The 13,458-nt window shown below is 58.8% G+C and carries 15 protein-coding genes; 8 read left to right on the top strand and 7 right to left on the bottom strand.

Translation table 11 applies throughout. The features are described from left to right. Position 1 precedes the first annotated feature (1 nt). Positions 2 to 1,144 carry a UDP-galactopyranose mutase gene (gene glf, locus RPF88_RS31635; RefSeq protein WP_024504623.1) on the top strand — a complete coding sequence of 381 codons (1,143 nt, stop codon included), beginning with the start codon at positions 2 to 4 and terminating at the stop codon, positions 1,142 to 1,144. Between the two features lie 87 nt (positions 1,145 to 1,231). Here glf and RPF88_RS31630 read toward each other — a convergent pair whose 3' ends face one another. After that, positions 1,232 to 2,461, bottom strand: coding sequence for a beta-glucosidase (locus tag RPF88_RS31630; RefSeq protein WP_337124021.1), 1,230 nt, complete (start codon positions 2,459 to 2,461; stop codon positions 1,232 to 1,234). Between the two features lie 388 nt (positions 2,462 to 2,849). Between RPF88_RS31630 and RPF88_RS31625 the strand changes: the two genes are divergently transcribed. Continuing rightward, positions 2,850 to 3,125 carry a hypothetical protein gene (locus RPF88_RS31625; RefSeq protein ID WP_081714367.1) on the top strand — a complete coding sequence of 92 codons (276 nt, stop codon included), beginning with the start codon at positions 2,850 to 2,852 and terminating at the stop codon, positions 3,123 to 3,125. A 587-nt stretch (positions 3,126 to 3,712) separates the two neighbouring features. Here RPF88_RS31625 and RPF88_RS31620 read toward each other — a convergent pair. Together RPF88_RS31620 and RPF88_RS31615 are read right to left on the bottom strand one after the other, a co-directional pair. Next, positions 3,713 to 3,886, bottom strand: coding sequence for a hypothetical protein (locus RPF88_RS31620; RefSeq protein WP_013525125.1), 174 nt, complete (start codon positions 3,884 to 3,886; stop codon positions 3,713 to 3,715). Positions 3,887 to 4,360: 474 nt separating this feature from the next. Further along, positions 4,361 to 5,011, bottom strand: coding sequence for a hypothetical protein (locus RPF88_RS31615; RefSeq protein ID WP_245265378.1), 651 nt, complete (start codon positions 5,009 to 5,011; stop codon positions 4,361 to 4,363). 391 nt (positions 5,012 to 5,402) lie between these two features. Here RPF88_RS31615 and RPF88_RS31610 point away from each other — a divergent pair, with 391 nt between their 5' ends. From RPF88_RS31610 to RPF88_RS31600, 3 genes are all read left to right on the top strand, one after another. Then, a complete protein-coding gene (locus tag RPF88_RS31610; protein ID WP_013525123.1) occupies positions 5,403 to 6,137 on the top strand; it encodes a Crp/Fnr family transcriptional regulator in 735 nt (244 codons plus the stop codon). A 19-nt stretch (positions 6,138 to 6,156) separates the two neighbouring features. Further along, entirely contained in the window at positions 6,157 to 6,393 is a 237-nt protein-coding gene (locus tag RPF88_RS31605; protein WP_024504626.1) for a DUF6894 family protein, read from the top strand. A 225-nt stretch (positions 6,394 to 6,618) separates the two neighbouring features. Then, complete coding sequence (locus RPF88_RS31600) at positions 6,619 to 6,858, top strand: hypothetical protein (RefSeq protein WP_032899472.1); 240 nt, start codon at positions 6,619 to 6,621, stop codon at positions 6,856 to 6,858. 3 nt (positions 6,859 to 6,861) lie between these two features. Here RPF88_RS31600 and RPF88_RS31595 read toward each other — a convergent pair whose 3' ends face one another. The 3 genes from RPF88_RS31595 to RPF88_RS31585 all read right to left on the bottom strand — a co-directional run bounded on the left by RPF88_RS31595 (position 6,862) and on the right by RPF88_RS31585 (position 7,891). After that, positions 6,862 to 7,050 carry a hypothetical protein gene (locus RPF88_RS31595; protein ID WP_013525120.1) on the bottom strand — a complete coding sequence of 63 codons (189 nt, stop codon included), beginning with the start codon at positions 7,048 to 7,050 and terminating at the stop codon, positions 6,862 to 6,864. Positions 7,051 to 7,246: 196 nt separating this feature from the next. Further along, positions 7,247 to 7,531, bottom strand: a complete 285-nt coding sequence (locus RPF88_RS31590) for a DUF6894 family protein (RefSeq protein ID WP_013525119.1) — start codon at positions 7,529 to 7,531, stop codon at positions 7,247 to 7,249. A gap of 111 nt (positions 7,532 to 7,642) precedes the next feature. Then, positions 7,643 to 7,891 (bottom strand): hypothetical protein, encoded by a 249-nt coding sequence (locus tag RPF88_RS31585; protein ID WP_013525118.1) that lies wholly within the window; start codon positions 7,889 to 7,891, stop codon positions 7,643 to 7,645. 277 nt (positions 7,892 to 8,168) lie between these two features. Between RPF88_RS31585 and RPF88_RS31580 the strand changes: the two genes are divergently transcribed. The 3 genes from RPF88_RS31580 to RPF88_RS31570 all read left to right on the top strand — a co-directional run bounded on the left by RPF88_RS31580 (position 8,169) and on the right by RPF88_RS31570 (position 13,092). Further along, complete coding sequence (locus tag RPF88_RS31580; protein WP_050580501.1) at positions 8,169 to 11,321, top strand: GAF domain-containing protein; 3,153 nt, start codon at positions 8,169 to 8,171, stop codon at positions 11,319 to 11,321. Positions 11,322 to 11,432: 111 nt separating this feature from the next. Continuing rightward, entirely contained in the window at positions 11,433 to 11,759 is a 327-nt protein-coding gene (locus RPF88_RS31575) for a low affinity iron permease family protein (protein ID WP_013525116.1), read from the top strand. Next, the gene (locus tag RPF88_RS31570) at positions 11,704 to 13,092 is read left to right on the top strand and encodes a phospholipase D-like domain-containing protein (RefSeq protein WP_013525115.1); all 1,389 of its coding nucleotides are present in this window, start codon (positions 11,704 to 11,706) and stop codon (positions 13,090 to 13,092) included. Before RPF88_RS31575 ends, RPF88_RS31570 begins: the two co-directional genes overlap by 56 nt. Before the next feature lie 144 nt (positions 13,093 to 13,236). On the opposite strand, the gene RPF88_RS31565 is transcribed toward RPF88_RS31570, so the two are convergent. Next, positions 13,237 to 13,458, bottom strand: coding sequence for a hypothetical protein (locus RPF88_RS31565; RefSeq protein WP_013525114.1), 222 nt, complete (start codon positions 13,456 to 13,458; stop codon positions 13,237 to 13,239).

Genomic DNA, 13,458 nt, shown 5'->3' with positions numbered 1-13,458 from the left:
CATGTTCGATTGGCTGATCGTCGGCGCGGGGTTTGCCGGCAGCGTGCTTGCCGAAAGAATAGCCTCGCAGCGTCATGAAAGCGTTCTCTTGGTCGATCGCCGCAGCCATGTCGGCGGCAACGCCTATGATTGCTATAATGAAGCCGGCATCCTCATCCACCGCTATGGGCCACATATTTTTCACACCAACAGCCAGTCGATCGTGGACTACCTCTCGCAGTTCACCCAATGGCGCACATACGAGCATAGGGTTCTGGCGGCGGTGGATGGGATACTGCTCCCCATCCCGATCAATCTCGACACGATAAACCGCCTTTATGGCCTCGAACTGAATTCTGCACAGTTGGAGGAGTTCTTCGCGTCGCGACGCGAAACGGTAGAGGACGTGCGAACGGCCGAGGATGTTGTCGTCAGCACCGTGGGACGCGAACTCTACGAAAAATTCTTCCGTGGCTACACCAGAAAGCAATGGGGCGTCGATCCGAACCAGCTGAGCAAATCGGTGACGGCACGAGTGCCGACCAGGACCAACCGCGATGACCGATATTTCAGCGACAGCTTCCAGAAGATGCCTGCCGGCGGATACACGAGGATGTTCGAGCGCATGCTCGACCATCCGAACATCAAGATCATGCTGCAGACCGACTTCCGCGAAATTCGTGACGAGATACCGTTCAACCGCCTGATCTATACCGGCCCGATCGACGAGTACTTCGGCTGGCAGCTGGGGCGTCTTCCTTATCGTTCGCTCCGCTTCGAGCACGTCACCCTCGACCAAGAGCAGTTTCAGCCGGTTGCCGTCGTCAACTATCCCCAGACGGAAGATTACACCCGCATCACCGAGTACAAACATCTGACCGGCCAGCAGAACGCGCGGACCAGTCTGACCTACGAATATCCCACCGATATCGGGGACCCGTACTATCCGGTGCCGCGGGCCGAAAACGAAGAGCTCTTCAAGCGCTACGAAGCGCTTGGCGCAACCTGTCCCGACGTGTGGTTTGTCGGTCGACTGGCAACCTACCGCTACTACAACATGGATCAGGTGGTCGGGCAGGCCCTGGCAACCTTCGCCCGCATCCAGAAGAGCGTCCCGGAATGGGCGAGCGCGGGGAAGGCGTCGTTGGCCGAAGGGGCGCTGTAGCTCGCCCACCCGGACGTACCTGGGAGCATCGAGCGTGGCAAGGCGGCGCCGACAGGCGCTCGCAACATCCCTCGTGCCGCTCATGTATTAACGCGTCAGGTTCGCCGCGAACAAAGCTCGCTGGCGGGCCAATTCCTCCGCGATGGGCTTGCGGACGTGCCGACTGCCGTCCGCCTGGACGACCGAAAACAATCCCACCTCCGCATGCCGCGAATTGTCCCAGCCCGGATAGGCGGTTATCGGGTATAGGCAAATACCTTCGATCGGCGCTTCGAGGTCAATTGCGGCACGCACCTCGTCGCAGACATAATGGAGCCACGCCGCCCCGCCTGATCCCTCGGAGCCGGTCTCGGCGATGAACATCGACTTGCCATATCGATGCGCGACCTCGATCAGCATCTCGGATAGGGCACGGTACTCGTGGTGCCCCATGGGAATCGTCGGCCCGTTGAGGTACCACTGATTGTGCGGGTAGAAATTCAGGCCAACGACATCGACAACATCGTCGCTGCCCCCCAACTCAGGCTCTGCCCGGCCCAGCAGCATGTCGTAAGCTTCGAACTGTCCGAGACGGGCATTTTCGGCCCGACGCCGTTCGGTCCGCGTTCGGTCGCGAGGGGCAATGTGGATAAGCGGCTCGGCCCAGACAAATCTGCAAGCGGGATCGACCTCGCGCATCGCGCGAACGCCAGCTATTGCAGCTCTCACGAGGTGCCTCTTGAACCATCCCCGCTTCTTCGGGCCAACGCGCGGGAAATAGCCAACCTCAACAGCCCAGGCGAAAAACGAGATTTCGTTGATCGGGCACAACAAAGGCGCTGTACCGGCGATTGAACGATGAACCCTCACAGCTTCTGCAGCGAACGAGGCATAGGCATCGATGAAATGCATCGACCCTTGATCAACGTGGTCTGGACATCCGTAGTGGAAGATGTCCCAGATGACCTGGACACCTGCCGATTGCGCTGCTTCGACCATCGGCGTCCAGCTTGACCAGTCATAGTTTCCAGGAGCGGTTTCGATGAGGTGCCAGCGCAACCCGTCGCGGACGGTACGAAGACCGAGTTCGGCGCAACCGCGGTAGTCGCCCAGGGCGTGCAAATAGTGCGAGGTCGCACGGATAAGATCGAGGCGGACGCCGTCCTTGCGCCGGTGCGACGAGCACTCAAAGCCAGCCATGAAAAAACTGGCGAAGGGCGACGTGCCCGCAATCGAAGTCACCTCATTGCCTTCGCTGTGTCGTGCTTCGCTCATACGAAGTCTCCTGCAGGCATTTGGGCTCAGTCTCGGCTGCCGAATGCAGATCGAAGCAGCCATGAGCAATCCGGCTGCCGTATCTCATCCGCCACGCTGCACTTTCGTCCTGTGCTTAACGGGATGGTTCCAAACCGGATGATCGAGCCTTTGTTCCCGTCGACCCCGTCAGAGGCAGAGAGCAGCCAGGGAAGAAGCTGCGCGCGGCAAGTCGGGGGTCAGGCACATGCCGTGATCGGATCATCCAACGCTCCGACGAAGGCAGGCAACAGTCCGTTCAAATTTCGACTTTCCAATATCGATCATGCAGGCGAGAGGGACGCGGCCCGTCGCGTCAAGCCGCTCCGTCGATCTTTGCCGGCAGAGCGCGCGCCATTCAGCTCAAGCGGGAACATTGGCTACGTCAGCAAGTTTGATCGCCATAGCAAGGGGCCGCAGGGCGGGCGCGCAGATGAGACATCTGGTCAAGGAAATCCTGGTCGAGATCGCTGAAATCCTTCCAGCGATGGCTCAAAAGGGCGACAATTCGGCCGAAGCACTGCCTGTCCATGCGCCGAACTTCCCCCACGATCTGGAGCCGGTTATCCGCGCAGACCCTTCCTGCGAGGTGCCATCGCAACGCGCCGACGATCGGCATAAATCAGTCGCAGTTGAGCAAGCCGCAAGCTGTATGGAGGGATACGGCGCCGGCTCGAATGATCTTACCTTTGCCAGTCACTGCAGATGACCCCACGGTCAAGGCTCACGCCTCTGACGGGCACCACGCACGGCGTGGAATGCCGAGCGAACGGCTTCAACGTTTGAGGTGTGGGGCCGGGCTTACGGCCTGAAGATCAACGGCGGTTGGCCTGCGCCTCTTCATCGCGCCATCGCTTCGGTCCGCCTGCGACGCTACGCGGCACAGTCGCGCGTGAGCCAACCCGTACCCACGGGTCAATCTCTTCTCCCAAGAAGGCCGTGCCATGGAGGGACCAATAGCGCGGCCCGGCCGAGGTATGACCCACTAGCCTTCGTCGGATGCCAGTGACAATACCCCAGCAGAACTCAACTATTCGAAACAGCCAATGTTTCCTTGGCATCTGGCCCAGGCGCCACCTGCAGCAGTTCCCTTGGACGGTCCTGTTCTGGCAATGAGCTGATCCAGCCATAAGGTGCGCGGCTCAACAGCCTGAAAGCGCGTGGTAGCGGGAGCAGTCATGACACCCTCCGTTGGGGCGGAAGCATGTTCTTCGCTCACAGCCGGCGGAGCCCAGAAACTACCGCCGCGAGAGCAATAATATTTTCAGTCGAGATCATGTGACCGGCAGAAGCGTTCTAGTGCCTCTCTTTCAGAAATCGGGCTTCACGAAGCAGCGAATTCCAATCCGTGCCGATAAGCTTGATCAGACCGCGCGCATCCGGCTCTGAAATACCGACTTCTTCAGACAGACGTCGGGCAAGCAATTGCTGATTGCCCTTTTCGACTCGGCCATCGCCATCCTTTTTCATTGGGTTCCTCCTTTGGGAAGCCAACTTGCGGAATGACCTTTCGTTTCACGAAACACGAAAAAAGCCCGCGTCCGATTCGCGGCAGCGAGGATAGCGCCATTCGCTCGGGACTGTCGCAGGCGGTGCAAAGCAGGTCCACCTGGGGCGAACCAACACCGCACACCTTCGATAACGTACGCAAACCGGGTCCCAACAGAACCTGCGCGAACCCCGTGCAAGCCGCGCCGAAACGCCCCGCAGCCCCTCAGAATTAATGGGGGATTGGCATCGGTGGTGTGTTTTGGGACGTGGGCGGTCAGGCGGGTCTCCTGACCTCCATGTTGAGGAAATGCTTCGGTCCGGGGCCGCCACGGTCCTCGAACGTAGCGGCTATGACGCCAGGGCCTGGCATTTCAAGGGCCGCTATGGGAGATGGTCCAAGGGCGCGGGATGCTCGGATCAAAAACCGCGGGAACGCGGCCGTATCTTCTTTGATCACTGCCTGATGAACATGCCCGTATAGGTCTGGCCGGCGAGCGTATGGGTTGCGGACAGCGTGCCGTCGGGCATCATCCTAAAACTGACGTCCGCGCCATTCGGGAGGCGCCCCAGCTTCAACGTATTCCCTACAATTTTTCCTTCGCCCGCGGCCTCACCCGGATTGTCATCGCTCAGAATTCCCCATGCGTAGGTTACGGTCACCTTTCCGTTTGAAGAAACAGATTGAACAGACAGTTTACCTTCATATGTGCCTTCCAATCGCCCGACCCAATTGCCCGAAAAAGCGGCGTACTTTGTTGGAACGCCCTTTGAAGGAGGAATGATTGCCACGGATTGATCCATTATTGCCGGGCCGGGGGGAACAACGGCAGGATCCAAGGCGGATTGGGAGGGAATGGCAGCAGGTTCGATAGCGGCGGATTGCAGCGGTTCAGGAGCCGATTGGCACGCGGGTAGGGCAAGTGCTGCGAAGGCCAGTATAAGGTTCCGCATCAATTTCTCCACATCGTTTCCGAAGGACATATCCGAAAGCCCACTGATCGGCAGAAAGTTCCATTCCCCACCAGGCCGGATTTTGGAGACGCCTGATGAACCATGAGTGACCCCAATAGATAGCCGCTCGTCAACCGTGTAGCGACATTGCACGGCCGCACCTCAAGCGGGCTCGTTGAGATGCCCATTTGCAAGGCCGGATTTCTCGCTTCAGGTGAGACGCCTTTTGCCTGATGCCTGGCCGGAGCCATCTGGCCCTCATAGGTGAGGTTGCAGCGTCAGGCCTTGGCGGATCAACCACCTCATGTGATGTCGCAGCGACCATTGCGAGCGCAGCCTATGTCATAGGTTAATGCGCTGCTCGAGGGGCTCGATTATGGGTGTGCAGCACTCCTGTGCCCCGTGCAATGAAGTCCCGGCCAAGGACCTGCCTCGGCATCCTGAATTCCCAGTTCCCGACCAGCAGTCCGGCGCCTCGTTACGGCTATCCGGAACTTTTGACGCGGATGCAAGTTCGATAACCAACATCAGCTAGGTAGCCACTTTGTCACCCACTTCATCCTCGGATGTACTTATCCGCAAGCTCCAGAGCATCTCGGATCTCCGAGAGGGCGATATTGATGTTTTGAAAGACATCCAAATTCAGGAGAAGGATTTTCTTGCCAATTACGACCTGGTGCGTGAGGGTGACCGCCCTGTCAATTCGTTCGTGGTTTTGGATGGCCTGCTCGGTTCCACCAAACTTACCGGCGATGGCAAACGGCAGATTACATCCTTCTTTGTGGCTGGGGACATTCCCGATCTGCATGGACTGCATCTGTCGGTCATGGATTGCAATTTCACGACCCTGACAGCAGCCAGACTGGGCTTCATGCGACATGACGCTCTTCGAGCCATTTGCGAACAGCATCCCCGAATCGCGACGGCTTTTTGGCGCTCGACGCTGATCGATGCAGCGATTTACAGGGAATGGGTAACGAATGTGGGACGACGAGAGGCCTATACGCGCATGGCTCACATCTTGTGCGAACTGATCTTTCGCTTGCGCTCGGTTGGACGCATCCAGGATCACGTCGCGGATCTTCCCATTACCCAGGCAGCACTTGGCGATGCATTGGGCTTGTCTACAGTCCACGTCAACCGAATGCTTCAGGAACTTCGACGTAGAGGCCTCATCGCCACCACAGGCCCAAGGGTGCAGGCTCTTGATTGGCCCGGCCTCACTCGTGCAGGTGATTTCGAAACGACCTACCTGCACCAAAGGAACCCCGCAGCTTAGTGGTGACGGAAGCTTTCGGATGGCACGATTTTTCTTTGATAGTGGCGATCACGATGTGGTCATCCAGGACGAAATCGGCATCGAATGTGCCGGTCTGGAGGAGGTGCGCCGCGTGGGCTTCGAAGGCCTTATCGACCTTACGAAAGATGCACTGACCGAGGTGGACGGGCAGCAAGTATTTGTTGAAGTGCGGAACGAAAACGGCGACAGGATACTGAGGCTGAGCATCTCGCTTCAGATCAAGCTGATGAGATAACGTGCGATAGGACTTGCTGCGACAGAACGCTGCCGAACGCCGGCACACCAAACGGAGCGGCGACGAAACCGAATGCCGCGTGGCCGGACTGACGCACGAAGATGCCGCCGCCATTTGCGACCAGCTCGGGTTCTCCACATTGGACAAATCGGAAAGCCGCAGCAGAAGGGCATGCCCGCCTCAGTGGCGCAATCCGACTGATTTAATCGATGTCGCGATTTTTGTATGAAGTTCTGGAACGCGCACTCTCAGCGCTCGTTCATGTTGTCTCAGCAGAGGGTCGTCGAGATGCAACGAAAAGCGAACGAGGCAAGCCGGGTTGCGAAAGGCCAGGACCTTGAGGTCGAACATCTGGTCGAGCTCACGGAAATTGACCCCAAGCAGGCACGAACGCTGCTTCGCAGGCATGGCGCCGATTGGCCGAAGCTCAAAGACGAGGCGGAAGCTCTGAAGAAGGAAGACTAATCGTCACCTTCCGAGCGGTTGGCGAGAAAGCAGTTCTAGCTCATCCTCATCCGTTACCCCAGCCTGGTAGTAAGCCAGAATACGTGATGCGCGCCGCTCCTTCTCGGTTGCGGTTTCGTTTTTGATTTTGCTGCGTGCGAAGACGCGACTGAGCAGGGCAAGTTCTGATGGGGTGAAGGCGTCTCTATGCATCGCATCTCAACTCCCGCGCGCCCGTCTCGAGAGCGTCGAGGTGGGCTGAAGCCGTGTTGCAGCCTCTGCGCGTCTTTCGGAGATTAAACAAAAAGGCTGTCCGCACCAGCCAGAAAACGGTCTTTTTCGGGTTCACGGCGTGATCTGCCCGGCGGCCGCAACATCTGGCTCGAGGGCGACAGCGGAGAAACCGGCTTCAACCCGATCGCAAGACGCCTGGCTCCTCTGTTTCCTTGAACTCTTCGGTATCCCTGGGCGCGGCGACCAGATCCTGGAATCCGATAGTGGCGACGAGATAGCCTGCTTCGTCGTAAACCTTCGTCACCCAACTGGTCGGGTCCACGCCATCGACAATTCCGTCGAGCATGGCCTCCTTGGCTGCACGCTTCGCCTCTCTGACAGCCTCATCTCGATCAGCCATATCGGCAAAGATTGCAGGCTGGGCCATGCCTTCGATAAACTCGAAGCGAAATTTCGGCAACGGTCGCTCCAGTCATTGTGCCAGCGCATCGGACATTTCTGGCAGGTTTGACGCTCAACGCGGCGGTGTCGAAAAGGATGCAGCGGGTTGATTGCGCTTGATCATCAAACCTCAGGCAGCATTGCTGCCTCCCATCTCCCAGTCGCCTTGCCAACGTGCGCGCACGGCGATCATCAGTGTGGCCGCTTCCGTCATTCCTGTTTCAAACAACCTGATCAGCTCTCTCGCTACGGCGTTGGCCGCCGCCGTGTCGGGCAAGATAGCAAATTCCTGGCACAGCGCGTCGAACGCGTCGCGAAGGATGTTCAGGTCACTGGGGTAGAGAGCTTCCGTATTCGTGCGGGTTGGTCGGCTAAGCATCAGGCGCTCCTATTCGGCTACAGTGGGATTGCTCCCAGCAGCGGCGCCCGTTACACAGCCGCTGACAATGGCTTTATGCGGCACAGCCCAGCAGGTGTCATTAAACTATGATGCACGGCGCGTCGTTCGCCCGTTGAGGGCGCATACGGAGTTGTCCTTGGCTGTCGTGACGCAAGTTTCTTCGCAATGCGTCGGCGGCCTAGCCCCGACCTGTTGTCCGGCGCCTGGAACTCTTCGCGACTGACGGCATTATCTAGTCCGACCAACCGGGGGCGAAATGGGAGTCACGTCACGCGAACGTTCGTCTGAAGTGCAGCGCTTCCAGCTTCTGGCGGGGTTGGGTGACAGGATTCGGGAGATCGATGATCCTGCCGAACTGGCATTTGCGGCAGCGGAATTGCTTGGGAAGCATTTTGGCATCAGTCGAGCCGGATATGGCACGATCGATCTCGAGAAAGAAACGATAGTCATCGACAGAGACTGGAACGCGCCGGGAATCCGAAGTCTGGCCGGAACTCTGAACTTCAGGGACTACGGCTCCTATGTCGATGATTTGAAACGAGGCGAGACGGTCGTCTTCGAGAATGCCGAGACAGACCCGCGAACCCACGACCATGCCGAGGCTCTCAAAGCAATCAGCGCCCAATCCGTCATCAACATGCCGGTTACGGAGCGCGGCGGGTTGGTTGCGTTATTGTACCTCAATCACTCCGAGCCAAGACACTGGACGCCGGCCGAGGTTGCTCTGGTTTCGGAAGTGGCTGACCGGACGCGCACCGCAATTGAACGGCTTCGTGCGGAGAAGGCCCTGCGTGAAAATGCCGAGCGCCTGGCCTTTCTGGATCGCCTCGGCAGAGAGATATCCCCGGCGACAGATGCCGACGCTGTCATGGAGGTCACCACCCGTCTACTTGGCGAACATCTAGGCGTTTCGATTTGCGCCTACGCTGACATGGAGCCGGACCAGGACCACTTCACCATTCGCGGCGACTGGAGCGCTCCTGGCTCGCCTAGCATCAGGGGATACTACAGTCTTGCCGATTTCGGTCGCCTCGCTGTTGGCAATCTGACCGCCAATCGGCCGCTCGTCATCAACAACAATCTCGAGGAAATTGCGCCCGAGGAAGCAAAGACCTTTCAGGATATCGGCATAACGGCAACGATCTGCATGCCCTTGGTCAAGCAAGGCCGGCTGGCTGCGCTAATGGCCGTTCACGACACGCAGCGCCGCGTCTGGTCGCAGCGCGAACTGTCCTTGCTGGCGGAGGTGACAGAGCGGTCATGGGCTCACATCGAGCGCGTCCGCTCGGAACAGGCTGCCCGAGCGAGCGAGGAGCGGCTAAGGCTAGCGACCGATGCAGCCGCTATCGGAACGTGGGACTATGATCCCATCACAAGGGTGCTGCGTTGGGACGACCGATGCAAAGCTCTCTTCGGTCTGCCACCTGAGGCGGAGGTGACATATGAGAGCGCGTTCCTGGCCGGTCTCCATCCAGAAGACCGTGAACGGGCGGATGAGGCCGTACGCCGGGCGCTCGCGCCGGGCGAGTCTTCCCGCTACGACATCGAATATCGGACGATCGGGCTGCGCGACGGAAAGGAGCGTTGGATAGCTGCAACGGGCGAATCTCTTTTCCGGTCCGGACGCGCGGTGCGTTTCATCGGCACCGTCATGGATATTACCGCGCGAAAGCGGGTGGAGAACCAGCTTCAGATGATGAATGCGACTGCCGCCGCCGTGGCAGCCGAGCTGGACGTGGAGCGCATTGTCCAGATTGTCACCGACGCTGGCGTCGCGCTGTCAGGCGCGCAATTCGGAGCTTTTTTCTACAATGTCCTCGATGACAAGGGGGACAGCTATGTGCTCTACGCCCTGTCGGGAGCGCCACGCTCCGCTTTCGAAAATTTTCCCATGCCACGCAACACGGCCGTGTTCGAGCCTACTTTTCGCGGGACGGGCGTGGTGCGTTCCGATGATATCCTCATGGATGTGCGCTATGGAAAAAATTCGCCGAGGAAGGGAATGCCGGAAGGCCATCTTCCCGTGCGATCCTATCTTGCCGTGCCGGTCATTTCGCGATCGGGCGAAGTGCTGGGTGGGCTGTTCTTCGGACATTCCGGTTGCGGTGTCTTTGCCGCAGAGCATGAGACAGCCTTGCTGGGGCTGGCCGGTCATGCCGCCACGGCAATCGACAACTCCCGACTGTTCAAAGCGCTGCAGACGCTCAACGCCACTCTTGAGCAGCGTGTGGCTGAGGAAGTTGCCGAACGCGTCCGAGCAGAAGAGCACCTGCGCCAGGCGCAGAAGATGGAGGCCGTGGGACAGCTTACCGGTGGCATCGCCCACGACTTCAACAATATGCTGGCTGTCATCATTGGCGGTTTGAATCTCGTGCAGCGCAAGCTCCGAAACGGCGACACGAACGTGAACCACTTCGTCACCGGTGCAATCGATGGGGCACAACGCGCTGCGGAACTTACCAAGCGGCTGCTTGCCTTCTCTCGCCAGCAGCCCTTGGCACCGACGCGCCTGAATCCTAATCGACTCGTCTCCGGCATGAGCGAACTGCTGAGCCGAACGCTTGGAGAGACCATAGCAATCGAGACGGTGCTCGCCGCTGGGCTGTGGCATGTGGAGGCCGATGCAGGGCAATTGGAAAGCGCATTGCTCAACCTTTGCGTCAACGCACGCGATGCCATGCCCGGCGGCGGAAAGCTCACGATTGAAACGTCTAACGCCCATATTGACGATCGGTATGCGAGAGAAAACGCGATCTCCTCGGGCCAGTATGTGATGATAGCGGTCACCGATTCCGGAACGGGCATGACTGCGGACGTGCTGGCAAGAGCCTTCGATCCGTTCTTCACCACAAAGGGAGTCGGCAAGGGTACCGGATTGGGACTTAGCCAAGTGTATGGGTTTGTTCGTCAGTCCGGCGGCAGCGTCAAGATCTATTCCGAACTCGGTGTCGGAACCACCTTGAAGATCTATCTACCGCGGTCGCATGGCGGCATTCCCGACAGCCCGGCCGCCGCCTTGGCGGGCGAGCATCCGGGACATTCAGACGAGGTCATCATGATCGTCGAGGATGAAGATCGTGTACGCCTGATGGCCGCAGAAGCGCTGCGAGAACTGGGCTATTCCGTCCTGGAAATGTCGGGGCCACGAGATGCACTTGCCGCCGTGGAGAGCGGGCATGTGCCTTCGCTTCTGTTCACCGATGTGGTCATGCCGGAAATGTCAGGCCGCGAACTGGTGGACAAGGTCAGGACATCGCACCCGTCACTAAAGGTGCTCTACACCACCGGCTACACGCGAAACGCGATTGTTCACAATGGCACGCTCGATTTTGGAACGGAGCTTTTGACCAAACCCTACACGATCGACGAGCTGGCCGAGAAGGTCCGAAAGGTGCTCGATCGAAAGTAACGATCGGCCAGAGGCGATGTACTCAAGCGGCCGACCCAAATCCACTGCAGGCACGGCGGGGCGGTATGATGTCTCGCTGGAACCAGGGGGGACTGCCGCGAGTTCTCTGGAATGGCAAATCATCCGATCACCAGCGCCCTTACCACAATCGGCACACTGACTTCCCGTCCCGCTGCGTTCCTGGTCTTGTTGGCCTACGCAATTCTTTGGATGATTTTCGAGCGACAGAGCTTGGATTGGCATGGAGCCGCAACATTGTTCACGTGGGCGATGACGCTGTTCATCCAGCGCGCGGAGCACCGCGACACTCAAGCGATCCACGCCAAGCTGGACGAGATCCTGCGGTCAGATCACGCGGCTTCAAACATCACCCGGATCGACGATGAAGAGCCTGAGGAGATCGAAAAACATCGCCATCGCCAGCAACTGGGCGATTGACGTGCAGCCTTTCGGTTCCGTTGCGTCAGGCGCCCGCAAGAAGACCTCCCGCATTGCGCCTTGGCGAAAGGTGCTCATCTATCTGGCCATTGCCGCCATCGGCAGCCTGCTCACGGTGTTGATCATAAACCTCACTCCACAGCCGCGCGTTCTACGATCTATCGTCCCCCACCGGTTCGACGCTACGGATCCCCAATTTCCCAAGACGATGAGCAGCTATTCGCAAGGGCAGATGTTCGGTTCCAACGCGGTCCAAACTCTCGTCAACGGAGACGAAATATTTCCCTCAATGCTGCAAGCAATCGGGGCGGCTCGATCCAGCGTCAACATGGAAACGTATATTTATTGGTCAGGAGCCATCGGCTACGAGTTCGCGATCGCATTGGCGACGAAGGCCCGCGAAGGCGTGGAAGTCCGCGTGAACGTCGACTGGGTTGGCAGCCTTCCCTTCGACGAGGACCTGATCCGCATCATGACGACGGCAGGTGTGCGGTTCGAACGCTATCGGCCGCTACGCTGGTATACGTTGGACCGTGTAAACAACCGAACTCATCGCAAGCTGCTGATCGTTGATGGCCGGATCGCTTTCACTGGCGGGGTCGGCATTGCCGATGATTGGCGCGGGAACGCACGCAACTCAAATGAATGGCGCGACACGCATTACCGGATCGAAGGACCAGCCGTGCCCGCATTCCAGGCGGCGTTCGCCGAAAACTGGCTTGAGACGACCGGCGAGACATTGCAGGGCGGGAAGTTCTACCCTGCAGTTGCGGCCGCTGGCGGTCTCGATGCGCAGTTGATACTTTCTTCGCAGCCAAACGGCTCGGAGAACATGGAGTTGATGATGTTGGCGGCAATAGCCGCGGCCAAGGATCATCTGCGCATCGGCATGGCCTACTTCGTGCCGGACGACATCGCGCTGCAGCAGATTCTTGATGCAAGGAAGCGAGGCGTCTCGGTCGATGTCATCGTTCCCAATTGGCTCACGGATGTGCCTGTGGTGCGAAAGGGCTCGCGCTTTTTCTGGGGCGAATTGCTCAAGGCCGGTGTGCGCATCTTTGAGTTTCAACCCACAATGTACCATCCCAAGCTTTTGATCGTCGACGATGCCTGGGTGAGCTTTGGCTCGGCTAATCTGGATGAGCGATCCTTGCGCCTCAACGATGAGGCCAGTCTGAACGTCTACGGCTTGGAATTCGCGCGGACGCAAATAGACGTTTTCAACGAGGACCTGAAGCGATCAAGGCAGGTCAGTCTGGAAGAATGGCAAGCGCGTCCGCTAAGCGAAAAGGTCACCGACTACTTTGCGAGCAGGTTTCGCTCCCAGCTCTGATAATGGCGAGGAGGCGGAGATCCAAAGTCCCCGCGATTGCTCGCCAGGTATTTCGCAGCCTTGCTGGATCAGGTCGCGGAAGCCCTCCCTCCCAGCCGCGCTCGCCGCTGGACTCTCCCAGTGTTCCGCACGGATGTGGAGAGCCTAAAAGACTTCGATCACCTTACGGCTTCTCTTTTTGAGAGCCTGGATGGGTTTGCGGCGAGTTTGCGGCTGCGCCGGCGACGACTCCACCGGACGCTGTGCAAGCCTTGCTTGTCTCAGCCGCGCCGTCTTCTCGGCGCGTTGTGCGCGTTCAGCGTCCAGCGTCTCTTGGCTGATGCGTTTGGCGCGGTCGTATCTTTCCTTGTCATGATTGCGCGTCAC

This window comes from Mesorhizobium sp. ISC11, assembly GCF_037162595.1.
In the GTDB taxonomy this organism is placed as follows: Bacteria; Pseudomonadota; Alphaproteobacteria; order Rhizobiales; family Rhizobiaceae; genus Mesorhizobium; species Mesorhizobium ciceri.
This window is presented reverse-complemented; position numbering and strand designations above follow the sequence as displayed.

Coding starts and splice junctions, on each gene's coding strand:
- glf (WP_024504623.1), top strand. CDS start 2: ATGTTCGATTGGCTGATCGTCGGCGCGGGGTTTGCCGGCAGCGTGCTT.
- RPF88_RS31630 (WP_337124021.1), bottom strand. CDS start 2,461: ATGGCTGCTTCGATCTGCATTCGGCAGCCGAGACTGAGCCCAAATGCC.
- RPF88_RS31625 (WP_081714367.1), top strand. CDS start 2,850: ATGAGACATCTGGTCAAGGAAATCCTGGTCGAGATCGCTGAAATCCTT.
- RPF88_RS31620 (WP_013525125.1), bottom strand. CDS start 3,886: ATGAAAAAGGATGGCGATGGCCGAGTCGAAAAGGGCAATCAGCAATTG.
- RPF88_RS31605 (WP_024504626.1), top strand. CDS start 6,157: ATGGCACGATTTTTCTTTGATAGTGGCGATCACGATGTGGTCATCCAG.
- RPF88_RS31600 (WP_032899472.1), top strand. CDS start 6,619: ATGAAGTTCTGGAACGCGCACTCTCAGCGCTCGTTCATGTTGTCTCAG.
- RPF88_RS31595 (WP_013525120.1), bottom strand. CDS start 7,050: ATGCATAGAGACGCCTTCACCCCATCAGAACTTGCCCTGCTCAGTCGC.
- RPF88_RS31585 (WP_013525118.1), bottom strand. CDS start 7,891: ATGCTTAGCCGACCAACCCGCACGAATACGGAAGCTCTCTACCCCAGT.
- RPF88_RS31580 (WP_050580501.1), top strand. CDS start 8,169: ATGGGAGTCACGTCACGCGAACGTTCGTCTGAAGTGCAGCGCTTCCAG.
- RPF88_RS31575 (WP_013525116.1), top strand. CDS start 11,433: ATGGCAAATCATCCGATCACCAGCGCCCTTACCACAATCGGCACACTG.
- RPF88_RS31570 (WP_013525115.1), top strand. CDS start 11,704: ATGAAGAGCCTGAGGAGATCGAAAAACATCGCCATCGCCAGCAACTGG.